The following is a 24,395-nucleotide window of genomic DNA, read 5'->3' on the forward strand; positions in this document are numbered from 1 at the left end:
GCGCTTTAGAACGTTCCCTGCAGTCTGAAAGTCAGTGCAGTTCTGGCCAGTAGTCCTTATTGGCCTCGATTAAATCATCCAGGATAGCCTTCGCCACCGACGCGCTCGGCACGGTTTTAGACAAAGTGATCGCCTGCCACAGTTTCTGATAAGAACGATGCTCCCAGGCATCAACCACCAGTTTTTCTACCGCCACCTGCTGACTCATCAGCCCTTTCTGGAAATGCGGAATATCACCCACCACCAGTGGTTCAGGCCCACTTTTGCCCACCAGACATGGAATCTCCACCATCGCATCGGCATCAAAGTTATGGATTGCCCCATTGTTTGGCACGATAAGCAGCATCCGTTCCTGGGTGTTAAAGGCGATCGCCGCCGCTAAGTCCACGATGTAGGACGCGTGCTCATCAATTTCCAGCTCACCTGCTGACGATTTTCCGGCCTGAATTATGGCGTTACAGGAGCCAAACACATGCTTCTCGCGGTGCTCCATCACTTCATTGGCGCGGGTATGATTCGGGTTGGAGTGCTTCACCACATAATCAGGGAACAGATAGTATTTCAGGTAGGTATTCGGCATGGTGTCGGGATCCAGCGCCTGCACATCCCGGGCTTTGACGAAGGTATCATTCCAGCTCGCTTCGGTATGCGGATCGTCAGATGGCGGCACATAACCGAATTTAGCCACGTGTTCGCGCAGTTTTGGCATGAGATCATTGCCGTTCAGATCTTCAATAGAGGTCCACCAGCCGAAGTGGTTTAGCCCGTAATAGCGGGTGCGCATCTGTTTTCTGTCAGGCAAGCCAACGATTTCCGCCATTCGGCTTTCGATACCAATCGGCATGTCGCAGATGTTGAGAATTTTAGCGTTAGGCCGCAGACGGCGTGTGGCTTCCGCCACAATCGCCGCCGGATTGGAATAGTTCAGCATCCAGGCGTTTGGCGAATATTTTTCCATGTAGTCCACCAGCTCAAGCACGCCGCCAATCGAGCGCATTCCGTAGGCAATTCCGCCGGGTCCACAGGTTTCCTGGCCCAGCACGCCGTGGCGCAGCGGGATTTTTTCATCTTTTTCACGCATTGGATATTTACCGACGCGGATATGCGCCATCACAAAATCCACATCGGTGAACGCGGCTTTCGGATCGGTGGTATAGCTAAATTTGATGTCCGGGGCCTGCTCCTGAAGGATGATTTTGCAGGCTTCGGCGATGGTCTCCTGGCGTGCGCCGTCATTGTCATAAAACGTCAGGGCACGCAGCGGCAAGCGCTCTTGGTTTGCCAGTAACATCAGGACAATCCCGGGAGTAAAAGTGCTACCACCACCGGCTACGACGATTGAGAATTTTTTCATGATACTGCCTCCGTCATGGATTTGGGTTCGGTTATCAAGGTTTCATTCATTAAGGTTTCCAGCTGATCTCGCACCACTGGCACATTCAGACCGACAATGACCTGTATGCCGTCGCCGCGTCGGACCACGCCGTGCGCACCCAGCGCTTTGAAAATGTCGTCACTTTGGGTCTGCGTCATGTCGACCAGCGTGATGCGCAGGCGGGTGGCACAGTTATTGATGCTGCGAATGTTGTTGGCCCCACCGAGCGCCTCAAGGAACCCGGCGGCCTGTCCACGCTGAATGTCTTTGGCCGTCGAGGCCGTGATTGGCTGGCGTGAAGCCTGATAGTCGGCTTTGCTGTAGAGCTTAATTTCACTCTCTTCGCGACCCGGCGTTTTAATGTTGAAGCGCAGAATGAGGGTGCGGAAAACCACGAAGTAAATGACGGTGAAGGCCAGACCGATGGCAATTTGGGTAAAAATCATCCCGGAGTGGTTGTGGAACATCGGGATCCAGTCCAGCGGCAGAATGGTATCAATTAAGCCGCCCCCCATATTTCCGGAGACACCCGCCATGTACATTACGGTCGCCATGGTGGCCGCCAGTATGGCGTGCAGGACAAACAGCGGCGGGCAAATAAACAGGAACGTAAACTCCAGCGGCTCGGTTATCCCCACCAGCACGGCGGTCAGCGCCGCTGGAATAAGCAGCCCGGCCGCTTTTTTACGATTCTGCGGGGCAGCGGTGTAGTACAACGCCATCGCAATTCCCGGTGCGGCAAAGACTTTTGAGTTACCGAACAAGGCAAACCCTCCTTCCGGGAACAGGGTTTTCAGGGATTCGGTTGACTGACTAAATTCCAGTAAATGCTCGGCCCAGTACACCTGAATACCGCCCTCAATGGCCGCCGGGCCAAATACAAAGGGACCATAGACAAAATGATGTAATCCGGTGGGGATTAGCACCCGTTCCAGGAAGGTATACAGCCAAACGCCGCTGGCCCCCGCACTGCGTAAAAAAGCTTGTAATGATTCAATACCCAACTGGACTTTCGGCCAGCCCAATAATGTGAGCCAGGCGCAGGGGATCATGACCAGGAAAGCAATCATCACCACAAATGAGGTGCCCTGAAAGGTGCCGAGGAATACCGGTAAGGGTTTATCAAAATAGCGATTATGAAGACCGGTCACGATCCCTGAAATAGCAATCGCACCGATAATACTGGTATCGAGGGTTTTAATTCCGGCAATCATTGTCAATCCGCTTCCGGCCACAGTATCCAGCGTAAAATCGACGCCAAAATAATGCCCCCAGGTCATTCCCATTGCATTGATAAAATAATTCCAGGTCAAAAAACTGACCATCACCGCCAGACACGCTCGGCCTGGAGCCTGCTTTGCCAGGCCTATCGGCAACCCTACGGCAAAAATAAGCGGCATATTACGGAAAACCGTCCAGCCACCCTCTTCAATAATGTGAACAATCTGGCGAAATAAGCTGTCTGGAGCCGTTAGTGATTCACTTACAAATAATGGGTTTTGCAACATAATTGCAATGCCCACCACAATCCCGGCAAACGGAAATAACAGGACTGGGGTAAACATTGCACCACCAAAACGTTGTATCTGACTGAGCATTTTTACATCCTCATCGAAACTTGTAGGGGAAGAGGTCTTATTGGATTTATTGACTGACCTGGCATGAGCATATGAAGTTACATCGCGGCAATGCGGATATGCCGCTGCGTTCCGTGACCGCGTTCATAGTTTAAAAAGCCACCATGATGTCTACTTTTTGTTTATAAATCAGACATCACGGGATCAAAATGTCCTGGTGACTGGCTAAAAGAGGTCTACTGGTGATCTACAAATCCATTGCGGACAAGCTCCGTTTGCGCCTGAACTCATCGGATTACTGTGTGGGCAGCCCACTTCCAGGCGAGAAAGCGCTGGCGCGGGAGTTTGGCGTGGCGCGAATGACCGTCCGTAAAGCGACCGAATTGCTGATGACGTGGGGACTGGTCGAACGCCGACACGGCAGCGGCACCTTCGTGGCGCGCAAAGATGTCCATCAGGAAACGACCAATTTGACAGGCCTGGTGGAAGTCATGCTTTTGCAGGGAAGATCGGTGGTGAGCAAAGTGCTGACCTTCGAAGTGATCCCTGCCCCCCCGGCGATTGCCGGTAAGCTGCGGATCCCGGTGAACAGTCAAATCTACTTTTCCCGTCGAATTCGTTATGTCGAAGGCAAGCCGCTGCTGCTGGAAGACAGCTATATGCCGGTCAGCCTGTTTCGCACACTGTCCCTGGCGCATCTGGAAGGGTCAAAATTTGATTACATTGAGAAGGAGTGCGGGATAACAATCAGTGGTAATTATGAAAGCCTGGCACCGGTATTAGCCGATAAACAACTGGCTACGTCGCTGAATGTGGAACTACATACCCCGCTGCTGTGCATTACTTCGCTGTCCTATAGCGATAGCGGGGAATTTCTAAATTATTCGGTGATGTTCAGAAACGCACGGGAATACCAGGTGGATTACCATTTACGACGTATCCACCCGGAAATCCCGCTAACCCATGCCCCAGAATAGTACCGCCAGCAGCTGCGGGGTGATGATGCGCAGGAACATCACCAGCGGATACACCGTGGCGTACGAGAGCGCCGCCGCGCCGCTGGTGGCGTGCAGATTATTGGCGAAAGCCAGTGCAGGCGGATCGGTCATCGACCCCGCCAGCATGCCGCACAACGTCAGATAGTTCATGTTGGCGAACATCCTCGCCAGAATGCCAACCGTCAGCAGCGGGACGGCGGTGATGAAGATGCCATAGCCAATCCAGCTCAGCCCGTCGCCTTCGGTCAGCGTGCGGACAAAATCGCCGCCGGATTTAAGGCCGACCACCGCCAGAAACAGCACTATCCCCAGTTCGCGCAGTGCCAGGTTGGCACTCGGCGGCATAAACCAATACAGTTTCCCGATGCTGCCAATGCGCCCGAGGATCAACGCCATGATCAGCGGCCCGCCCGCCAGACCGAGCTTCAGCGCCACCGGGAAGCCCGGGATAAACAACGGCACCGACCCCAGCAGCACGCCCAGACCGATACCGATAAACACCGGCAGCATCTGCACCTGCTGCAACTTTTGCTGCGCGTTACCGACCTCTGCCGCCACCGCATCAATCGACGCGGGCCGCCCGACCAAATTGAGGATATCGCCAAACTGTAGACTGGCATTGCTGCTGGCCACCAGTTCGATACCCGCGCGATTAAGCCGGGAGATAACCACGTCATAACGTTGTTTCAGGTGCAGATCGCGGATTTTCTTGCCTAAAACTTTCTCGTTAGTGACCACCACGCGTTCAACTTTGAGGTCGGTACCGCGCGTCGACAGCGACGTTTCCACCTCTTTACCAATCACCAGCTGCGCATTGTGCAAATCCGCAGGCTGACCAACCAGATGCAGCAAGTCGCCCACGTGGATCAGCGTCCCGGGCGACGGCACCATCAGCATTTCATCGCGCTTGAGCCGCGAGCAGATAATGTTGTCCCCGTTGAGCACCGGCACGTCCTGAATCGCCAGATTGTTAAGGTTAGGGTTTTCGACCCGGATATTGATGGTTTGCAGCAAGACATGACCGTTCCCAACGCTGGTATCAAAATGCTGCGCTTCTTTTTCAACGTTGATACGAAAGAACAGCCGCATCAGCCACATGGTCAGCAGAATGCCGCAAATGCCGAACGGATAGGCCATCGCGTAGCTCATCCCCATTTGATCGACCACGTCGAATGGCACACCCAGGTCACGCAAGATTTGCTGCCCGGCCCCCAGCGCCGGGGTGTTAGTCACCGCCCCGGAGAAAATGCCGAGCATCACCGGCAAGGGAATGGCAAACAGCTTATGCAGTAGGGCGGTGACCACTCCGCCGAGCAATACAATCAGGATGGCGAACAGGTTAAGCCGCAGGCCGGAGACGCGAAGCGAAGCGAAGCGAAAAACCCTGGCCCCACCTGAATACCGATGGTGTAGACGAACAGGATCAGGCCAAACTCCTGAATGAAATGCAGCATCGGGCCACTGAGCGTGACCCCGGCCTGCTCGATAAAGTGGCCGACGATAATCCCGCCAAACAGCACCCCACCGATACCAAACCCCACGCCGCGGATTTTGATATTGCCTATCCACAATCCCACCACGGCGACCAGTGCCAGCACGCTGACGGTCAATGCTATGTCACTCATTGTATTTTCCCTGTGAATAACATTACGAATAACAGGGATTCTTGCAGAAATCATCGGGGATGTATGGATCGTGGCGCACAAAAAAGCCCCGACTGGCGGGGCTTCGTGAGGGCTAAAACCTTAGCTGTTTAACGCCGGGCGTTCGCTGATGGCGATCCGCTGTGGGGCGATGGCTTCTGGCACGTTACGGGTCAAATCAATGTGCAACAGCCCGTTGGTAAAGGTCGCCCCGCTGACTTCCATATGTTCAGCTAGGGTGAAACTCAAATTGAATGCCTGCGTCACTAGTCCCTGATGGAGGTAGGACGGCTCTTTCTCAGGCTTAGTCGGGTTGCCTTTAATCGTCAGACGGGTGCCTTCCAGCTGGATGTCTAACTCGTCCTGACGGAAGCCCGCCAGTGCCAGGGTGATGCGATAGTGGTTATCGTCGCTCTTTTCAATGTTATACGGTGGGAAACCTTGAGCATCACCGGGATTGAGCATGGCGTTGGCCAGTTTATCGAAGCCAATCCACTGACGCAGCATCGGGGTTAAATCGTAATTACGCATGGTGTTTCTCCTTCTAAGAAGCGAGTGTGTTCCTGCAAGTTCTGGACTCGCAGTTGCTCCCTTACGGCGAGCATCGGGTTGTAGTTGGGCGGCGCAGGCCGCCCGTCAGAATCAGTTAATTTCAATCCGGCGCGGTTTGTTGGCTTCGGGAACCACACGCTGCAAATCGATGTACAGCAGGCCGTTCACCAGGTTGGCACCTTTAACATGAATATTTTCTGCCAGCTGGAATTTGCGCTCAAAGTTGCGCTCAGCGATGCCCTGATACAGATAGGTACGTTCTTTTTGTTCATCAGGGTGAGAGCCTTTGACCACCAGCAGGTTATCCTGGGCGGTAATGTCCAGCTCGCTTTCGGCAAATCCAGCCACCGCAATGGCGATGCGGTAATGGTTTTCGTCCACTAATTCAACGTTGTACGGAGGGTATCCGCCGTTGCTCTGGCTCTGGTTGTTTTCGAGCAGGTTAAACAGACGGTCAAAACCAATTGCGGAACGGTACAGCGGGGATAGATCGAAGTTACGCATAATCAAAAAGCTCCTGAAATCAGCGAGAATAGACAGACCTTCCACAATGGACAGGTCACGCGCCCCAAACACCCCTCAGGCATGTTCGTTAGTGGGCCACACTCTTAAAATGGGATTTCTGGAACGTTTATCAAGGGGACCTGTCTTACTTTTTTTGCACTTTCGGTCACAGGACATAGACTGAAAGACTGCACAGGCAGGGAAAGTGCGACAGACGCCACAGAGCGCTGGTTTCGGACTATTTATTTTTTCAGCGGGCCGTTATAACCCGATACACAAGCACTTCGCGTGCTGGCAAAGATGATAACGCATGATGAAAATTTTAATTTTGTTACCCGTTTTATATTCAGGGATGATGGCACTGACAGGCTGCTCCAGCGTGATGTCTCACACCGGTGGCAAAGAAGGGACCTATCCAGGCACGCGCGCCAGTGCAGAAATGCTGGGCGATGAAGCCACCGGCTGGGGAACCAAGTCGCTGGTTGCCCTGGATATGCCACTCACCGCCGTCGCGGATACGCTGCTGCTGCCGTGGGATCTGTTCCGCAAAGACAACACCGTTCGCACCCGCGTGGAGAAAAGCGAGAAAGAAACGCAGGCGATGAATGCCATTATCCCGCCCGCGGCTATGCCTGCGCCGTAACTCAGACCGCTGTTTTCGCGGCCCACAGCTGGCGATAGCCGTGCGTTTCCTCCATCCAGGCAACGACATCTCCCTTGGGGGAGAAAACCACCGCATCGCCTGACGGAGGATTTTCATGATCGGCCGTCAAAAAGTGAATCTCTCCGCGCTGCGCATCGCAAAGTGCAATCCGATTTTCCACCACCAATCCCAGCCATTTCCCTGACGGATGCCAGTTGAACGCCGACTGGATGCCGCTGCAATGCGTCAGCTGGCGCAGGCCGCTGCCGTCCGCTGCAATCAGCCACAGCTGAACCACGCCCGCGTCATCGCGCATCAGAAACGCAATGCGGTTGCCCTGGGGATCAGCGCGAACCCAATGGCGCGGCACGTTCACCAACCCCGGATACGTCCGGTCATGGGTAAAGGTCAGACGACGCTGAACCACACCCGCGGGTGGTGCTGGCAGGGTGTTTTCCGTACCACACAGCGGGGCATCGCCCGCGCGTTTCCAGCCAGCTTCCTCTGTCGGCAGCGTGACGATAAACAGCTCCGGCACTTTTTCACCGCTGAGCGACAGAGTATCGCCGATAAACGCCAGCTGTGAATTGCCAACCCAGCCCTCTTCATAGGCACGATTGATTTCATCGCTGCCCGGCTGCGGCTGCGGGGTGGTTTGGCTGACCAGCACGCTCCAGTGGCTGCCCGCATATTCACGCGGATGATGGCCCGACGGGGTAACCGGGCCAAACGGCACCGCCACCCCGACGTTGCGTAAATCCAGCGCCGGGTCGCGCTCACGCAGCACGTGATCGTTATAGGTAAAGCTCACGTTTTCGCCGTTCGGGCTATACACATGAACATGGCTACCGCCGCGCAGCGCGCCCGCTGTAAACGGCGGCGTGATATCCATCGCATCAAGATTATGGGTGTCGCCCTGATACGTCACCACGCCACGCCGGTGGTGGAAATCGTACTGCCAGGTCGCATCCGGGTGTTCCGGGCCATGAATGAAGACGTAACGTTCGTCCTGCGGATGCACTGTGACCACGCCCACATGTGCGCCGTCGGTAGCACGGTAAATCACCTCTGTTTCGCCGCTGTGGATATTGACGCGCTCAATGGTTTCCCCGGTAAACGAAGCGCCGGAAGGACGCACGTCGAATACCAGCCATTGGCCGTCAGGCGTCCAGGTTTGGGTGTTGGTTAACTGATGATGGCGGGAGGCAAAAGTGATTTGTTTCATGGAGGTACCCTGATGCGCGTTGGTTGCATCAGGGTATAGCAAAGCCTGGCGCTTTACATCAGTTCAGAACGAACTTCTCAATCGCATACGCGACGCCGTCTTCGAGGTTGGATTTGGTGACAAAGTTCGCGACCTCTTTCACCGAAGGAATGGCGTTTTCCATCGCCACGCCCATGCCAGCGTATTCGATCATCGCAATGTCATTTTCCTGGTCACCCAGCGTCATTACTTCTTCCGGTTTAATACCCAGCGTATCAGCCAGCGATTTTACGCCGGTGCCTTTATTGACGCGTTTATCGAGGATTTCGAGGAAGTACGGCGCACTTTTCAGCACGGTGTATTTCTCTTTCACGTCTGCCGGAATGCGGGAAATGGCCTTGTCGAGAATCGCGGGCTCGTCAATCATCATCACCTTCAGCAGTTGAATATCGCGATCCATGTTTTCCGCTTCGCAGAACACCAGCGGGATAGTCGCGACGTAGGATTCATGCACGGTGTAATAGCTGACGTCACGGTTGGCGGTGTACAGCGTGTTGCGATCGAGCGCGTGGAAGTGGGAACCCACCTCGCGGGAAAGCTGTTCCAGATAACGGTAATCATCGTAACTCAATGCCGTTTGCGCCACCGTGCTGCCGTCGCTAGCTTTCTGTACCAGAGCGCCGTTATAGGTGATGCAGTAATCGCCTTCCTGTTCCATGTGCAGTTCTTTCAGGTAGTTATGAACACCGGCATACGGGCGACCGGTACACAGCACCACCTTCACGCCGCGTTCACGCGCCGCCGCAATGGCCTTTTTAACCGCCGGAGAAATAGTATGGTCGGGCAGGAGCAACGTTCCGTCCATGTCGATTGCAATGAGTTTGATAGCCATAGGATCCCCGAGATAAGTGAGTTCTTACTCATGCTAACGCGATTCCGCGCACAAAAATAGAGCTGCGAGTGCAGAGAAACAGGTCCCTTTTAACGTAAAACGCCACCCGAAGGTGGCAGAGAAGACGCTAGCGGGCAGCAGATTAATGCTTACTCTCGGGTGAGGACAATTTTTCCCAACGCGCCGCTATCCAGATGTTGAAGCGCCTGCGAAAGCTGGTCGAAACGGTAGCGTTGCGCAATCACTGGCTTTAGCTGCGTGGCATCCACCGCGCGGACAAAGTCTTCCAGAGCCCGACGATGCCCGACCCCAATCCCCTGAATCACCGCTGATTTCAACAACAGCTCGCTTGCAGGCAGCGAAATTTCGCTACCTTCCAGCACGCCAATCACCGATATACGCCCGTGAACGGCAACCGCCCGTAGCGAGTTTTTGAGATTTGCTCCGCCCACGGTCTCAATAATGTGGTCTATACCGCGATCCTGCGTCAGGCCGTACACTGCTTCTGTCCAGTCACCCTTCAGGCGATTGATGCCATGATCGGCACCAAGCGCTTTGGCTCGCGCCAGCTTTTCATCACTACCCGAGGTGACAAAGACCTCCGCACCGTGCGCTTTTGCGATTTGTAACGCAAACATGGCAACGCCACCAGTACCCTGCACCAGCACCGTCTGCCCGGCCCGAAGCCCCCCTCGTTCGATCAGTGCAAACCACGCGGTCAGCCCTGCGCACGGCAGGGTACTGGCCTCAACATCATCCAGCGTGTTCGGGGCCGCCACCAGCCCGTTTTCATTCATAATCACATACTCTGCCAGCATCCCCTGAAAGTAGCCGCCCAGCGTGCGATAAGGCAGCGTGCGAGCGTCCCCGGCAGGTTTACCCTCAATCCACTCGGGCGAAAACGTAGAGATGACCCGCGCACCGACTCTAAAACGCGTCACCCCTTCACCTGTGCTGTCGATTACGCCCGCCATGTCGGACGCCGGGGTGAACGGAAATGCCAGGTATATCGGCATACTGCCTTCGATCACCATTTTGTCGCGATAGTTGAGCGCCACCGCATTCACCCGCACCCGGACCTCACCGGGACCCGGCTGTGGAATGGTCTCCTGAGTCAGATGGAGGTTTTCACGCCCAAGCGCGTTCAGGGTCCAGCGTTGCATTGTGTCAGTCATTTTGTTCTCCGCATCATCACATGAGCTTTCAATACCTACAGTCTAACGTTGACGCTGAGGCTCCAGTGGCGATAAGTTGTCTCATTATTGACGCCGCAATGGATACATTTAATGAGCGATAGCCTGAAGGATATTCCCGTTTTCGTTGCCGCCGTTGAGGCTGGCAGTTTTGCGCAGGCCGCTACCCGCTTGCATGTATCGCGCTCGGCGGTAGGGAAAAGTATTGCGCGGCTGGAAGAACGACTCGGCGTGCGTTTATTTCAGCGAACGACCCGTACGCAAAGCCTAACCGACGACGGCACGCTGTTTTACGAACGCTGCCATCGCGCGCTGGAAGATATTCGCCATGCGCAAATGCTGCTGGAATCCGGAAAACATCAGGTGAGCGGCCGCCTGCGCATCTCGTTGCCGGTGCTGTTTGGCCGACAATGCGTCGCACCGTTACTGGTCGAGTGGGCAAGAGAACACCCCGGGATCACCCTGGAAATGTCATTCAGCGATCGTGTGGTTGATATCGTGGAAGAAGGGTTTGATATGGCCATTCGCAACGGTACGCTACCTGACAGCTCATCGCTGGTGGCCAGAAAATTAGGTGAACACCGGATGGTCCTGTGCGCCGCGCCAGTGTACCTGGCAAAGAACGGCGTGCCACTGAACGTCTCCGCGCTGAATGCTCATACCACTATTAACTACCTCCAGGCAGGTAAAGTTTTGCCCTGGCAGCTCGCAGACGACGAGGGCGATGGGCATATTTTCATCCCCAAATCGCAGATTAATATGGATGATTTGCAGGCGATTGCCGATGCGGCTCTGGCGGGGCACGGTATTGCGTGGTTGCCGTGCTGGATGGTTCGCCGCGACGTAAAAGAGGACAAGCTGATTCCCCTTTTACAGCAAGCACGTGATGTGCGGTTTGATGTTCAGGCGGTCTGGTCGCAAACGCGGCATCTGCCGCTGAAGGTGAGGCTTGCCGTAGACAGGCTGGTGGCGCGTTTGCCTGATGTGATGTCGATTGACGGATAGCGACCCCGCCATACTGAAGGCATAAAAAAGCCGCGCATATCGCGCGGCTCTTCATTACAGCATCGATCGCTTAGATATCAATGTTCGCCGCTTTCAGGGCGTTCTCTTCGATAAAGGCACGACGCGGTTCAACGGCATCACCCATCAGGGTGGTGAACAGCTGATCGGCGGCGATGGCGTCTTTGACGGTTACGCGCAGCATACGGCGGCTTTCCGGATCCATGGTGGTTTCCCACAGCTGATCAGGGTTCATTTCACCCAGACCTTTATAACGCTGAATAGACAATCCACGACGTGACTCTTTCACCAACCATTCCAGCGCCTGCTCGAAGCTGGCAACCGGCTGACGACGCTCGCCACGTTCGATAAACGCATCTTCTTCGATCAGACCACGCAGCTTCTCGCCGAGGGTGCAGATACGGCGGTATTCGCCCCCGGTAACGAACTCATGATCCAGCGGATAATCGGTATCCACACCGTGGGTACGCACGCGGATGATAGGCTCGAACTGGTGCTGTTCGGCGTTCTCACGAACGTCAAACTGCCACATGCTGCCAGCCTGCTCGATTTCATTAAGCTCGGTCACCAACTGATTTACCCAGCGGGTCACTTTCTGCTCATCGCTAAGCTCAGCTTCTGCCAGCGTTGGCTGGTAGATCAGGGCTTTCAGCAGCGAACGCGGGAAACGACGTTCCATACGGCCAATCATTTTCTGAGTCGCGTTGAATTCGGCAACCAGTTTTTCCAGCGCTTCACCAGCCAATGCCGGGGCACTGGCGTTGGTGTGCAGAGTCGCACCGTCAAGCGCGATAGCGATTTGGTACTGATCCATCGCTTCGTCGTCTTTAATGTACTGTTCCTGCTTGCCTTTCTTCACTTTGTACAGCGGCGGCTGCGCAATATACACGTGGCCACGCTCAACGATTTCTGGCATCTGACGATAGAAGAAGGTCAACAGCAGCGTACGGATGTGCGAACCATCGACGTCGGCATCGGTCATGATGATGATGCTGTGATAGCGCAGTTTGTCCGGGTTGTATTCGTCGCGACCAATGCCGCAGCCCAGGGCGGTGATAAGCGTCGCCACTTCCTGCGAAGAGAGCATTTTGTCGAAGCGCGCTTTCTCAACGTTAAGGATTTTACCCTTCAGCGGCAGAATCGCCTGGTTCTTACGGTTACGGCCCTGCTTCGCAGACCCGCCCGCAGAGTCCCCTTCCACAAGGTACAGTTCGGACAGGGCCGGGTCACGTTCCTGACAGTCCGCCAGTTTGCCCGGCAGGCCTGCTAAGTCCAGCGCGCCTTTACGACGGGTCATTTCACGGGCTTTACGCGCCGCTTCACGGGCACGCGCCGCATCAATAATTTTGCCGACCACGATTTTCGCATCGGACGGATTTTCAAGCAGGTATTCCGCCAGCAGTTCGTTCATCTGCTGTTCAACCGCGGTTTTCACTTCGGAAGAAACCAGCTTGTCTTTGGTCTGCGAGGAGAATTTCGGATCCGGCACTTTCACCGACACGACGGCAATCAGGCCTTCACGGGCATCGTCCCCGGTGGCACTGACTTTGGCTTTTTTGCTGTAGCCTTCTTTGTCCATGTAGGCGTTCAGGGTACGGGTCATCGCCGCACGGAAGCCCGCCAAGTGTGTGCCACCATCGCGCTGTGGAATGTTGTTGGTGAAGCAGTAGATGTTTTCCTGGAAACCATCGTTCCACTGCAGCGCCACTTCTACGCCGATACCGTCTTTTTCGGTGGAGAAGTAGAAGATATTCGGGTGAATTGGCGTTTTGTTCTTATTCAGATACTCAACGAACGCTTTGATGCCGCCTTCGTAGTGGAAATGATCTTCCTTGCCATCACGCTTGTCGCGCAGACGAATCGACACGCCGGAGTTCAGGAACGACAGCTCGCGCAGGCGTTTAGCCAGAATTTCGTATTCGAATTCAATGACGTTGGTGAAGGTTTCATAGCTCGGCCAGAAACGGACCTGTGTCCCGGTGGCTTCAGTTTCACCCGTGACTGCCAGCGGAGCCTGCGGCACACCGTGGACGTAAATCTGATTGTGGACTTTACCTTCGCGGCGAATCACCAGTTCCAGCTTCTGCGACAGGGCGTTTACAACGGAAACGCCAACGCCGTGCAGACCGCCGGACACCTTATAGGAGTTATCATCGAATTTACCGCCTGCGTGCAGGACGGTCATGATCACTTCCGCCGCAGAAACCCCCTCTTCCGGGTGAATGCCGGTCGGAATACCACGGCCATCATCCGTTACGGAAACGGAGTTATCGGCGTGAATGGTGACCACGATGTCTTTACAGTGACCCGCGAGCGCTTCGTCGATAGCGTTATCCACGACCTCGAATACCATGTGGTGCAGACCGGTGCCGTCATCCGTGTCGCCGATATACATACCCGGGCGCTTACGCACCGCATCCAGCCCTTTCAGGACTTTGATACTGGAGGAGTCATAAGAATTCGACATCAACGTTTCTCGCTCATTTAAACTTGGGTTAATCCGTTATTTTACCTTTTTCCACGCTGAACATCTTCGAATTTTTGTCCGACATGTCCATTACGTGTTCAGCGCTAATCGCACTGACAAAAACCTGCGACTCGGTCGCTTTGAGCCTGCTTGCTAACAGACCGCGGCGCTCGTCATCAAGTTCCGAGGCAAAATCATCTATGAGGTACAGGCAGCGTCGCCCGCTTTCACGGGTCAGAAACTCACCTTGCGCCAGACGTAAGGCGCACATCAGCAGTTTGAGCTGCCCTCGCGAAAGCGTGTCCTCCACCGGTGCGCCATCAGCACGAATGCGGAAATCCGCTTTGTGCGGCCCGTGGGCGGTGTAGGTCAGCATACGATCGCGCTCGAAGTTCCGTTCAAGCACCTCAGAATAGTCGGTCTCTTTTTCCCAGCCACGCTGGAAAGAAAAGCTGAGACTGAACTCAGGAAGAAACTGTTTGCAGGTATCTGCCATATCTTCGGCGATGCCTGCGCTGTACTCCGCTCGCCATTGGCTGATTTGCTCTGCCAGCGGAATAAGTTCGAGATCCCACGGGCGCAGCTGCGCGTAGCGGGTCACCTGACGCAATGCGGCGTTACGCTGTTTCAGCAAACGCTTGAGATTGCTCCAGGCGGTAAAGAAACCGGCTTCGTTGTGAAAGCATCCCCAATCCAGGAACGATCTTCTGTATTTAGGGCCGCCGTTGAGTAATGTAAACCCTTCGGGGGTGATGAGCTGCATCGGCATCAGCAGCGCCAGCTCGGCCACCTTGTGACCGTCGGTGCCGTCGATGCGGACTTTGCTATCGCCCTGTTTGTCTTTGGTGAGGCCAATCGAGATTTCGCGTTCCTGGCCCTGCAAGCGCCCGTGTAAAACAAAGGACTCCTGCTCATGGCGGATCACGCGGCCTATCTGCAAACTGCGAAACGCCCGACCGTGGCCGAGCGTATAGATGGCTTCCAGCACGCTGGTTTTGCCACTGCCGTTAGCGCCGACCAGAAAGTTAAAGCCAGGGGATAGTGCAAGATCCGCGCTCTCGATGTTGCGAAAGTCGCGGATCAACAAGCGGGTTAACGCCATTACAATCTCATTGGCATAACGACGTAAGCCGCGCTCTGGCTGGCTGCGTCTTCAATCTGGACGCTGGAAACAGAATCGGTCAGCAGAATACGGACGTTTTCACACTTCAGCGCGTTGAGCACGTCCAGTACGTAGCTGACGTTAAAGCCGATTTCCATCTCGGTCCCGGCGTAGGTCACATCCAGAATTTCTTCTGCTTCTTCCTGCTCCGGGTTGTTGGCGGTGATTTTCAGCTGATTTTCGCTGACATACAGACGTACACCGCGGAACTTCTCGTTCGAGAGAATGGCCGCGCGGGCAAACGCCTGCTTGAGAATATCGCAGCCTGCATCCAGGTGTTTATCCGGATTTTTCGGCAACACGCGACGGTAGTCCGGGAAACGGCCATCCACCAGTTTAGAGGTGAAGATGAAATCGCCCACGTGCGCACGGATGTTGTTGCTGCCAATCTGCACGCGCATTGGGTTTTCGCCGCCGTCGAGCATACGCATCAGCTCAATGACGCCTTTACGCGGCACGATAACCGAATGGTTCGGTAACGTTTCGCCGATCGGCATGGAACAGACCGCCAGACGGTGACCGTCGGTCGCCACGGTACGCAGTTCTTCCCCTTCGGTTTCGAACAGCATGCCGTTTAAATAGTAGCGAACGTCCTGATGCGCCATCGAGAACTGCGTCGCTTCAATCAGACGTTTCATCGTCGCCTGGGCCACGGTGAATTCGACTTCACTCTGCCAGTCGTCGAGGTTCGGGAAGTCAGCAGCAGGCAGCGTGGACAGCGAGAAACGGCTGCGGCCAGAGCGCACCAACATACGGTCGCCCTCAAGCTGCACGGCGATTTCTGCGCCTTCCGGCAGACCACGGCAAATATCGAAGAACTTGCGCGCCGGCACGGTGGTAGCACCCGGCTCGTGCGGCTGGGACAGCGCGACGCGTGCGACCATTTCCATTTCAAGGTCGGTCCCGGTCAGTGACAGGGAACCGTCTGCGACCTGCAACAGCAGATTGCCCAGAATCGGCAACGTTGGGCGGCCACCTAATGGGCCACTTACCTGCTGCAGTGGTTTTAATAAATGTTCACGTTCAACGGTAAATTTCATAGCGTCACGAAGATAATGTTCTGATTAAATTGGAGAAATCTTCTTTGATGTCATGGCTTTCTTCACGCAACTGCTCGATCTTGCGGCACGCATGCAGCACGGTCGTGTGGTCGCGGCCACCAAACGCATCGCCGATTTCCGGCAGGCTGTGGTTAGTGAGCTCTTTGGCCAGCGCCATCGCCATCTGGCGCGGACGCGCCACAGAGCGGGAACGACGCTTGGACAGTAGATCCGCCACTTTGATCTTATAGTATTCCGCCACCGTCTTCTGAATATTGTCGATGGTGACCAGTTTTTCCTGCAGCGCCAGCAGATCGCGCAGCGCTTCACGCACGAAATCGATGGTTATCGCCCGGCCGGTAAAGTTGGCGTTGGCAATAACACGGTTCAATGCGCCTTCAAGCTCACGCACGTTGGAGCGCAGACGTTTGGCAATGAAGAACGCCACTTCACCCGGCAGACGGATATCATTCTCGTCGGCCTTTTTCATCAGGATCGCCACGCGCGTTTCCAGCTCAGGCGGCTCGATCGCGACGGTTAGTCCCCAGCCGAAACGGGATTTCAGACGATCTTCAACGCCATTGATCTCTTTTGGATAGCGATCCGATGTCAGGATGATCTGTTGATTCCCTTCCAGCAGGGCATTGAAGGTGTGGAAGAATTCTTCCTGGGAACGCTCTTTGTTGGCAAAGAACTGAATGTCATCAATAAGCAGGGCGTCAACGGAACGGTAGTAGCGTTTGAACTCTTCGATGGCGTTGTTTTGCAGAGCTTTCACCATGTCCTGCACAAAACGCTCGGAGTGCATGTACACCACTTTGGCGTTCGGTTTACGGGCAATGATGCCATTGCCTACGGCGTGTAAAAGGTGCGTTTTACCGAGACCCGTACCGCCATAAAGGAATAAAGGGTTGTAAGCGCCGCCGGGGTTATCCGCCACCTGACGTGCCGCTGCCCGAGCCAGCTGGTTCGATTTACCTTCGACGAAGTTATCAAAGGTATGCTTAACGTTGACGTTGGAGCGGTAGGAGTGCTCTGCCGGGGCGGGAACGTTGTCCCAGCCCGAGCGCGTCTGGTGCGTGGCGCGGGGGATCTGCTGCTGAACCTGAGCGTGCGCCTGAACCGTAGCGACCTGCGCGGTTTCCTTCACGACCTGCACGGCAGGACGGGCACCGACTTCAAATCGCAGCTGCGGGGCATCAGCACCGCAGAAATCGTTCAACAGTCCGTTGATGTTATTAAGGTACTTATCCCTTACCCAATCGAGCACGAAACGGTTTGGTGCATATAATGCCAGCGTGTTATCGCTTAGTTCCGCCTGCAATGGGCGGATCCACATGCTGAATTCTGTGGCTGGTAACTCATCCTGCAATCGGGCAAGACACTGCTGCCAAAGCGAAAGTGACACGGCGGACTCCACTCGAACTAAAAAAAAGGGTGAAACTGAAATAATGATTGTTGGCACACGTCGGACAGCCCACAGGTCGGTGAGGGTGACGTGCGAACCGCTATCAGCGGTTATACCCCGTTCAGGATCCAGGAAACGATCGGGACCGCGGATCATAGCCTAAACTGAGCCAGAGATCTTCTGTTTCTCACAGATTCTTCCCGATTTATCCACAGGGAAGATCGAGACCGGCTAAGTGTAAACGATCCTGTCTCGGGTGAGGGGCGATTTCGCCCGCATATTGGAAAATTTAATGAGTGACGACAATTTTTTGCTTAATCGATCTAATAAAGATCCCGGGCGATCCTTGCGATTTCAACGCCAGGCTTTATAATCCTCCACCCGGTGCGAGCTACAGGTTAACCCGTACCGGAGCCGGTCATTTTCCATGCGAAATCGTGCGGAAATACGCGGGAAATAAGGTAAAGAGAATTGACTCCGGAGTGTACAATTATTACAATCCGGCCTCTTTAATCACCCACACTGAAGCGGAAGTCGTTCGAAACTCGTTCGGGTACACGCAAAAGTCAGTGAATTTATTCAAGTTTAGGTAGAAATCGCCATGAAACGCACTTTTCAACCGTCTGTACTGAAGCGCAACCGTTCTCACGGCTTCCGTGCTCGTATGGCTACTAAAAATGGTCGTCAGGTTCTGGCACGTCGTCGTGCTAAAGGCCGTTCTCGTCTGACCGTTTCCAAGTAATAAAGCTAACCCCTGAGTGGTTAAGCTAGCATTTCCCAGGGAGTTACGTTTGTTAACTCCCTCTCATTTCACATTCGTCTTCCAGCAGCCGCAACGGGCTGGCACGCCGCAAATCACCATCCTCGGCCGCCTAAATTCGCTGGGGCATCCCCGCATCGGTCTTACTGTCGCCAAGAAAAACGTTAAACGCGCCCATGAACGCAATCGGATTAAACGTCTGACGCGTGAGAGCTTCCGTTTACGTCAGCATGAACTTCCCGCAATGGATTTCGTGGTGGTAGCTAAGAAAGGGGTTGCAGACCTCGATAACCGGGCACTTACGGAAGCGTTGGAAAAATTATGGCGTCGTCACTGTCGCCTGGCTCACGGGTCCTGATAGCCCTTATCCGGGTCTATCAACGCCTGATTAGTCCGCTACTCGGGCCACACTGCCGTTTTACCCCCACCTGTTCACAATACGGAATTGAGGCATTGCGCAGGTTTGGAATGATAAAAGGCAGTTGGTTGACGGTGAAACGCGTATTAAAATGCCACCCTTTACACCCGGGTGGTGACGATCCCGTCCCACCAGGACCAACAAACACCAGAGAACACTAACGATGGATTCGCAACGCAATCTTCTTATCATCGCTTTGTTGTTCGTGTCTTTCATGATCTGGCAGGCATGGGAGCAGGATAAAAATCCTCAGCCTCAGCAGCAGATTACGCAGACTACGACCACCGCCGCGGGCAGCGCCGCCGACCAGGGCGTTCCGGCCAGTGGCCAGGGAAAACTGATTACGGTGAAAACCGACGTGCTGGAACTCGTCATCAACACCCGTGGTGGTGATGTTGAGCAGGCACTGCTGTTAACTTATCCGAAAACTCAGAATTCTAACGAGCCGTTTAAGTTACTGGATACCTCACCGCAGTTTATCTATCAGGCACAGAGCGGTCTGACCGGTCGTGATGGCCCGGATAACCCGGCTAATGGTTCACGTCCGCTGTACAACATTGATAAAGATGCGTTTGTTCTGGCTGATGGACAGAATGAACTGACTATTCCGCTGACTTACACCGATAAAGCGGGCAACACCTTCACCAAAACCTTCACCCTGAAACGCGGTGGATATGCGGTGAACGTGGGCTACGACGTGAAGAACGCCAGCGATAAACCGCTGGAAATCTCCGAATTCGGCCAGCTGAAGCAGTCTATCAATCTGCCACCAGAACTCGATACCAAAGGCGGCGGTCTGTCTACGATGCATACCTTCCGCGGCGCGGCGTACTCCACGCCAGACGCGAAGTATGAGAAATACAAATTCGACACCATCGCGGATAACGAGAACCTGAACATCAGTTCTAAAGGCGGTTGGGTGGCGATGCTGCAGCAGTACTTTGCGACCGCATGGGTGCCGAGCAGCAACAGTTCGAACAACTTCTACACCGCCAACCTCGGTAACGGGATTGCGGCAATTGGCTATAAGTCTCAGCCGGTTCTGGTTCAGCCAGGCCAGGCAGCAAGCCTTGCCAGCACCCTGTGGGTAGGCCCGGAAATTCAGGATAAAATGGCGGCCGTTGCGCCACATCTTGACCTGAGCGTGGACTATGGCTGGTTGTGGTTCATTTCTCAGCCGCTGTTTAAGCTGCTGAAATTTATCCACAGCTTCCTCGGTAACTGGGGCTTCTCCATTATCGTTATCACCTTTATCGTTCGTGGCATCATGTACCCGCTGACCAAAGCGCAGTACACCTCCATGGCGAAGATGCGTATGCTGCAGCCGAAGATTCAGGCTATGCGTGAGCGTCTGGGCGATGACAAACAGCGTCAGAGCCAGGAAATGATGGCCCTGTATAAAGCAGAGAAAGTGAACCCGCTCGGCGGCTGCTTCCCTCTGATTATTCAGATGCCAATCTTCCTTGCGCTGTACTACATGCTGATGGGCTCCGTTGAACTGCGCCATGCGCCGTTTGCTCTGTGGATCCATGACCTGTCCGCACAGGACCCGTACTACATCCTGCCGATCCTGATGGGCGTAACGATGTTCTTCATCCAGAAGATGTCGCCGACCACCGTGACCGACCCGATGCAGCAGAAGATTATGACCTTCATGCCGGTCATCTTCACCGTATTCTTCCTGTGGTTCCCGTCAGGTCTGGTGCTGTACTATATCGTCAGCAACCTGGTGACGATTATCCAGCAGCAGCTGATTTACCGTGGTCTGGAAAAACGTGGCCTGCATAGCCGCGAAAAGAAAAAATCCTGATTCGGTAGGCATTCGCTAAAATGGAAGGCGGTCAGATGACCGCCTTTTTTATTAGGTATTGAAAGAGACAAACCATGAACCATAACGACACGATTGTTGCCCAGGCCACACCGCCAGGACGCGGCGGCGTGGGTATCCTGCGTATTTCCGGCTTGAAAGCTCGCGAGGTTGCGCAGGCGGTGCTGGGCAAACTGCCTAAACCGCGTTACGCCGATTACCTGCCGTTTCGCGATGTCGAAGGCAATACGCTGGATCAGGGCATTGCCCTATGGTTCCCGGGGCCGAACTCCTTTACCGGCGAAGATGTGCTGGAACTGCAGGGCCACGGCGGCCCGGTTATTCTCGATTTACTGCTTAAACGCATTCTGACGCTGCCGGGGATTCGAATCGCTAATCCGGGCGAGTTTTCCGAACGCGCCTTTCTGAACGACAAGCTCGACCTCGCGCAGGCCGAAGCCATCGCCGACTTGATTGACGCCAGCTCAGAACAGGCCGCCCGTTCAGCGATGAACTCATTGCAGGGCGCGTTTTCTTCGCGGGTAAATCATCTGGTGGAAGCGCTGACGCATCTGCGGATTTACGTCGAGGCGGCGATTGATTTCCCTGACGAAGAAATAGATTTCCTCTCCGATGGCAAAATCGAAGCCCAGCTCAACACCGTTATTGCCGACCTTGACGCCGTTCGCGCCGAAGCGCGCCAGGGCAGCTTGCTGCGTGAAGGGATGAAAGTGGTGATTGCCGGGCGGCCTAACGCCGGGAAATCGAGCCTGCTAAATGCGCTGGCAGGCCGTGAAGCCGCCATCGTAACCGACATCGCCGGAACCACCCGCGACGTACTGCGCGAACACATTCACATCGACGGTATGCCGCTGCATATCATTGATACCGCCGGGCTGCGTGATGCCAGCGATGAAGTAGAGCGGATCGGGATTGAGCGAGCCTGGCAGGAGATTGAACAGGCCGATCGCGTGTTGTTTATGGTCGACAGCACCACTACGTCCGCCGTCGACCCGGCGGAAATCTGGCCTGACTTTATCGCCCGTTTACCGGCCAATCTGCCGATCACCGTAGTGCGCAATAAAGCGGACATTACCGGGGAAGTTGTTGGCCTGAGCGAGATGAACGGTCATTCCCTGATCCGCCTTTCTGCCCGACAGGGCGAAGGGGTGGATATTCTGCGGAACCATCTTAAGCAGAGCATGGGCTTTGAGACCAACATGGAAGGCGGGTTCCTCGCCCGTCGTCGCCATTTGCAGGCGCTTGAAGCGGCGGCCAACCATCTGCAACAGGGCAAAGCGCAGCTGTTAGGTGCCTGGGCAGGTGAACTGCTGGCGGAAGAACTGCGTCTGGCACAGCAGGCGTTAAGCGAAATCACCGGGGAATTTACCTCCGATGACCTGCTGGGCCGGATCTTCTCGAGCTTCTGTATCGGCAAATAAGCCCGTCGGCGTTCCCGTAAAACCCACCGCGCTGGTGGGTTTTTCCATTCTGGAAAACACTGTTGTCCAAACGGCAACTCGTGTCCGCCGCCAAAGCCCCGTATCCTCGCCGAACTTTCCTGTGAGGTATCTATGGCCCGCTTCCTGTTTTGCAGTTTTGCTCTGGTTCTGCTTTATCCCTCCGGGATTGATATGTATCTGGTCGGCCTGCCCCGTATCGCGGCGGATCTTTCGGCCAGCGAAGCGCAGCTGCATATCGCGTTTTCAGTCTATTTGGCGGGCATGGCCACGGCAATGCTGATTGCCGGACGCATTGCGGACAAAGCCGGGCGACAGCCGGTGGCTATCTGCGGTGCCATCGTTTTTGCACTGGCCTCCGCGCTGTGTGCCAACGCGATCACCAGCGATATGTTCCTGGCCGGGCGCTTTATTCAGGGCATCGGGGCGGGGGGCTGTTACGTGGTGGCATTTGCCATTATGCGCGACACCCTGGACAACCGTCGTCGGGCGAAAGTGCTGTCGCTGCTGAACGGCATCACCTGTATCGTGCCGGTGTTGGCACCGGTTCTCGGCAATCTCATCATGATGAAATTCCCGTGGCAAAGCCTGTTCTGGGTGATGGTCGCAATGGGAATAATGGTCTGCCTGCTGTCGACGCTGGTGCTGAAAGAAACCCATCCGGGCACCCGCGCAGCTCCTGCCGCAGCGTCATCTTCGACGACAGAATCCCTGACCAGCCGCTTCTTTATCAGCCGCGTGGCGATCACGACGCTCAGCGTGACCGCGATCCTCACCTACGTGAATATCTCCCCGGTCCTGCTGATGGAGGTCCTGCATTTTGACCGGGGCGAATACTCCACCATTATGGCGCTGACCGCGCTGGTGAGTATGCTGGTGGCCTTCTCAACGCCGTTTGCGCTGTCGCTATTCCGCCAGCGCACGTTGATGCTAACCGCCCAGGGGCTGTTTTTTGTGGCAGCGGTGATACTGGCGTCAGCAAGCTCTGCCGCCGGAATGCTGTTCGGCTTGACGCTGATTTGCGCGGGCTTCTCACTCGGGTTCGGCGTGACCATGAGCCAGGCATTGGGCCCCTTCTCGCTGCGCGCTGGGGTAGCAAGTTCCGTCCTCGGTATTGCCCAGGTGTGCGGTTCGTCGTTGTATATCTGGCTGGCCGCCATTTTCGGCGTCGGGGCGTCGAATATGCTGATCGGGATACTGATTAGCTGTAGCATGGTCTGCATCCTGTTGCTCATCTTCGTCTCCGCCCGCGCGGACGCGCCGGACAATGAAAAAATCCCTGACCAGTCTCGATCTTAACTTACTCTTTTGCCTACAACTTCTGTTACAGGAGCGCAGCGTCAGCAAGACGGCGAAACGGATGAACGTCACGCCGTCTGCGGTCAGCAAATCGCTGGCCAAACTGCGCGACTGGTTTAACGACCCGCTGTTTGTCAAAACCCCGACCGGCCTGCATCCTACACCGCTGGCGGTCAGCATGGAGCAGGATCTGGCCGACTGGATGCAGATAAGCCACCAGTTGTTGGATAAACCGCATCACGATACCCCGCGCGGGCTAACCTTCGAGCTGGCCGCGGAATCCCCGCTGATGCTGATCGTGTTTAATTCCCTGACCCAACAAATCCACCAGCGCTATGCCCAGGCTACCGTGCGGCTACGCAACTGGGATTACGATTCGCTGGACGCGATTGTGCGCGGTGAGGTGGATTTGGGCTTCACCGGCCGGGAAAGCCATCCACGCTCGCGGGAATCCCTCAGCCTGCTGCCGTGGTTTATCGATTTTGAAGTGCTGTTCACCGACGTGCCCCGCGTGTATCTGCGGGAAGATCACCCGGCACTACAGGAAGAGTGGAATCTTGAGACGTTCCTGCGCTATCCGCACATCAGCATCTGCTGGGAAAAAAGCGATACCTGGGCGCTGGATGAAGTGTTGAATGAATCTGGCCACCAGCGCCAGATTGCGTTGAGCATGCCGGGCTTTGAGGCTTCGATGTTTATGGCGGCGCAGCCCGACCATTCGTTGCTCGCCACCGCACCTTATTACTGTCAGCACTATAATCAACAGCACGGCCTGAAACTGGTGACGCGCGCGATGCCGTTAGACGAAGCGCAGATGCAGAAACTGGCGGTGCCGTTCACCCTGATGTGGCATAAGCGCAACGGCCATAATCCCAAGATTATTTGGATGAAGTCGATGCTGAAGCAACTGTACCGGGAAGCGTTTCAATCCGGGGTGCTTAGCGATTAGCCGGGGAAATGTGTGACCTGG

General features: G+C 55.1%; 22 protein-coding genes, 1 pseudogene and 1 other annotated feature. Of the genes and pseudogenes, 11 read left to right on the plus strand and 12 right to left on the minus strand.

Annotation, left to right across the window (positions count from 1 at the left end; translation table 11 throughout):
- Nucleotides 1-31: 31 nt before the first annotated feature.
- Both SIK69_RS10175 and SIK69_RS10180 read right to left on the minus strand, forming a co-directional pair.
- Nucleotides 32-1,354 (minus strand): 6-phospho-alpha-glucosidase, encoded by a 1,323-nt coding sequence (locus SIK69_RS10175; protein ID WP_319627276.1) that lies wholly within the window; start codon nt 1,352-1,354, stop codon nt 32-34.
- Complete coding sequence (locus tag SIK69_RS10180; protein WP_319627277.1) at nt 1,351-2,973, minus strand: alpha-glucoside-specific PTS transporter subunit IIBC; 1,623 nt, start codon at nt 2,971-2,973, stop codon at nt 1,351-1,353. The genes SIK69_RS10175 and SIK69_RS10180 overlap by 4 nt, the downstream gene beginning before the upstream one ends.
- A 221-nt stretch (nt 2,974-3,194) precedes the next feature.
- Here SIK69_RS10180 and SIK69_RS10185 point away from each other — a divergent pair, with 221 nt between their 5' ends.
- Nucleotides 3,195-3,929, plus strand: coding sequence for a GntR family transcriptional regulator (locus SIK69_RS10185; protein ID WP_319627278.1), 735 nt, complete (start codon nt 3,195-3,197; stop codon nt 3,927-3,929).
- Here the strand turns inward: SIK69_RS10185 and SIK69_RS10190 are convergent.
- From SIK69_RS10190 to ibpA, 3 genes and pseudogenes are all read right to left on the minus strand, one after another.
- Nucleotides 3,909-5,575: pseudogene (locus SIK69_RS10190) on the minus strand (putative transporter). The gene SIK69_RS10185 and the pseudogene SIK69_RS10190 overlap by 21 nt on opposite strands.
- 120 nt (nt 5,576-5,695) lie before the next feature.
- Nucleotides 5,696-6,124: a small heat shock chaperone IbpB gene (gene ibpB / locus SIK69_RS10195; RefSeq protein WP_319786034.1), complete on the minus strand. Its 429-nt coding sequence runs from the start codon at nt 6,122-6,124 to the stop codon at nt 5,696-5,698.
- A 111-nt stretch (nt 6,125-6,235) separates the two neighbouring features.
- A complete protein-coding gene (gene ibpA / locus SIK69_RS10200; protein ID WP_319786035.1) occupies nt 6,236-6,649 on the minus strand; it encodes a small heat shock chaperone IbpA in 414 nt (137 codons plus the stop codon).
- Nucleotides 6,643-6,717 (minus strand) — a sequence feature (ROSE (Repression Of Heat Shock gene Expression) occurs in the 5'-region of heat shock genes and acts as an RNA thermometer to modulate expression.). It overlaps the preceding gene by 7 nt.
- 245 nt (nt 6,718-6,962) lie before the next feature.
- Here ibpA and SIK69_RS10205 point away from each other — a divergent pair.
- Nucleotides 6,963-7,292, plus strand: coding sequence for a YceK/YidQ family lipoprotein (locus SIK69_RS10205; protein WP_374941302.1), 330 nt, complete (start codon nt 6,963-6,965; stop codon nt 7,290-7,292).
- A 1-nt stretch (nt 7,293) separates the two neighbouring features.
- Here the strand turns inward: SIK69_RS10205 and SIK69_RS10210 are convergent, their stop codons facing one another.
- From SIK69_RS10210 to SIK69_RS10220, 3 genes are all read right to left on the minus strand, one after another.
- A complete protein-coding gene (locus tag SIK69_RS10210; protein WP_319786036.1) occupies nt 7,294-8,517 on the minus strand; it encodes a YidR family protein in 1,224 nt (407 codons plus the stop codon).
- 58 nt (nt 8,518-8,575) lie between these two features.
- Nucleotides 8,576-9,388 (minus strand): sugar-phosphatase, encoded by an 813-nt coding sequence (gene yidA / locus SIK69_RS10215; RefSeq protein ID WP_319627284.1) that lies wholly within the window; start codon nt 9,386-9,388, stop codon nt 8,576-8,578.
- 149 nt (nt 9,389-9,537) lie between these two features.
- The gene (locus SIK69_RS10220; RefSeq protein WP_319786037.1) at nt 9,538-10,563 is read right to left on the minus strand and encodes a zinc-dependent alcohol dehydrogenase family protein; all 1,026 of its coding nucleotides are present in this window, start codon (nt 10,561-10,563) and stop codon (nt 9,538-9,540) included.
- Between the two features lie 111 nt (nt 10,564-10,674).
- Between SIK69_RS10220 and SIK69_RS10225 the strand changes: the two genes are divergently transcribed.
- Entirely contained in the window at nt 10,675-11,586 is a 912-nt protein-coding gene (locus SIK69_RS10225; protein WP_319786038.1) for a LysR family transcriptional regulator, read from the plus strand.
- Between the two features lie 70 nt (nt 11,587-11,656).
- Here the strand turns inward: SIK69_RS10225 and gyrB are convergent, their stop codons facing one another.
- Genes gyrB through dnaA form a run of 4 tightly spaced genes read right to left on the minus strand, consistent with a single transcriptional unit; the run spans nt 11,657 to nt 17,681 of the window.
- A complete protein-coding gene (gene gyrB, locus SIK69_RS10230) occupies nt 11,657-14,071 on the minus strand; it encodes a DNA topoisomerase (ATP-hydrolyzing) subunit B (protein WP_319627287.1) in 2,415 nt (804 codons plus the stop codon).
- Nucleotides 14,072-14,099: 28 nt separating this feature from the next.
- Nucleotides 14,100-15,173: a DNA replication/repair protein RecF gene (recF, locus tag SIK69_RS10235; RefSeq protein WP_319786039.1), complete on the minus strand. Its 1,074-nt coding sequence runs from the start codon at nt 15,171-15,173 to the stop codon at nt 14,100-14,102.
- A complete protein-coding gene (dnaN, locus tag SIK69_RS10240) occupies nt 15,173-16,273 on the minus strand; it encodes a DNA polymerase III subunit beta (protein ID WP_319627289.1) in 1,101 nt (366 codons plus the stop codon). The genes recF and dnaN overlap by 1 nt, the downstream gene beginning before the upstream one ends.
- Before the next feature lie 4 nt (nt 16,274-16,277).
- The gene (gene dnaA, locus SIK69_RS10245) at nt 16,278-17,681 is read right to left on the minus strand and encodes a chromosomal replication initiator protein DnaA (protein WP_319627290.1); all 1,404 of its coding nucleotides are present in this window, start codon (nt 17,679-17,681) and stop codon (nt 16,278-16,280) included.
- A 292-nt stretch (nt 17,682-17,973) separates the two neighbouring features.
- On the opposite strand from dnaA, the gene SIK69_RS22980 reads away from it, so the two are divergent.
- The 8 genes from SIK69_RS22980 to yidZ all read left to right on the plus strand — a co-directional run bounded on the left by SIK69_RS22980 (nt 17,974) and on the right by yidZ (nt 24,374).
- Nucleotides 17,974-18,054: a hypothetical protein gene (locus SIK69_RS22980; RefSeq protein WP_445582673.1), complete on the plus strand. Its 81-nt coding sequence runs from the start codon at nt 17,974-17,976 to the stop codon at nt 18,052-18,054.
- Between the two features lie 228 nt (nt 18,055-18,282).
- Nucleotides 18,283-18,423 (plus strand): 50S ribosomal protein L34, encoded by a 141-nt coding sequence (gene rpmH / locus SIK69_RS10250; protein ID WP_003849659.1) that lies wholly within the window; start codon nt 18,283-18,285, stop codon nt 18,421-18,423.
- Nucleotides 18,424-18,439: 16 nt separating this feature from the next.
- The gene (gene rnpA, locus SIK69_RS10255; RefSeq protein ID WP_319786040.1) at nt 18,440-18,799 is read left to right on the plus strand and encodes a ribonuclease P protein component; all 360 of its coding nucleotides are present in this window, start codon (nt 18,440-18,442) and stop codon (nt 18,797-18,799) included.
- The gene (yidD, locus tag SIK69_RS10260; RefSeq protein WP_319627291.1) at nt 18,763-19,020 is read left to right on the plus strand and encodes a membrane protein insertion efficiency factor YidD; all 258 of its coding nucleotides are present in this window, start codon (nt 18,763-18,765) and stop codon (nt 19,018-19,020) included. The genes rnpA and yidD overlap by 37 nt, the downstream gene beginning before the upstream one ends.
- Nucleotides 19,021-19,022: 2 nt before the next feature.
- Nucleotides 19,023-20,669, plus strand: coding sequence for a membrane protein insertase YidC (yidC, locus tag SIK69_RS10265; RefSeq protein ID WP_319627292.1), 1,647 nt, complete (start codon nt 19,023-19,025; stop codon nt 20,667-20,669).
- A 74-nt stretch (nt 20,670-20,743) separates the two neighbouring features.
- Entirely contained in the window at nt 20,744-22,108 is a 1,365-nt protein-coding gene (gene mnmE / locus SIK69_RS10270) for a tRNA uridine-5-carboxymethylaminomethyl(34) synthesis GTPase MnmE (RefSeq protein ID WP_319786041.1), read from the plus strand.
- Nucleotides 22,109-22,240: 132 nt separating this feature from the next.
- Nucleotides 22,241-23,425, plus strand: a complete 1,185-nt coding sequence (locus tag SIK69_RS10275; protein WP_319786042.1) for an MFS transporter — start codon at nt 22,241-22,243, stop codon at nt 23,423-23,425.
- Nucleotides 23,394-24,374, plus strand: coding sequence for an HTH-type transcriptional regulator YidZ (gene yidZ, locus SIK69_RS10280; RefSeq protein ID WP_319786043.1), 981 nt, complete (start codon nt 23,394-23,396; stop codon nt 24,372-24,374). Before SIK69_RS10275 ends, yidZ begins: the two co-directional genes overlap by 32 nt.
- The last annotated feature ends 21 nt before the right edge of the window (nt 24,375-24,395 follow it).

Source organism: Scandinavium lactucae, assembly GCF_033843265.1.
GTDB lineage: Bacteria > Pseudomonadota > Gammaproteobacteria > Enterobacterales > Enterobacteriaceae > Scandinavium > Scandinavium lactucae.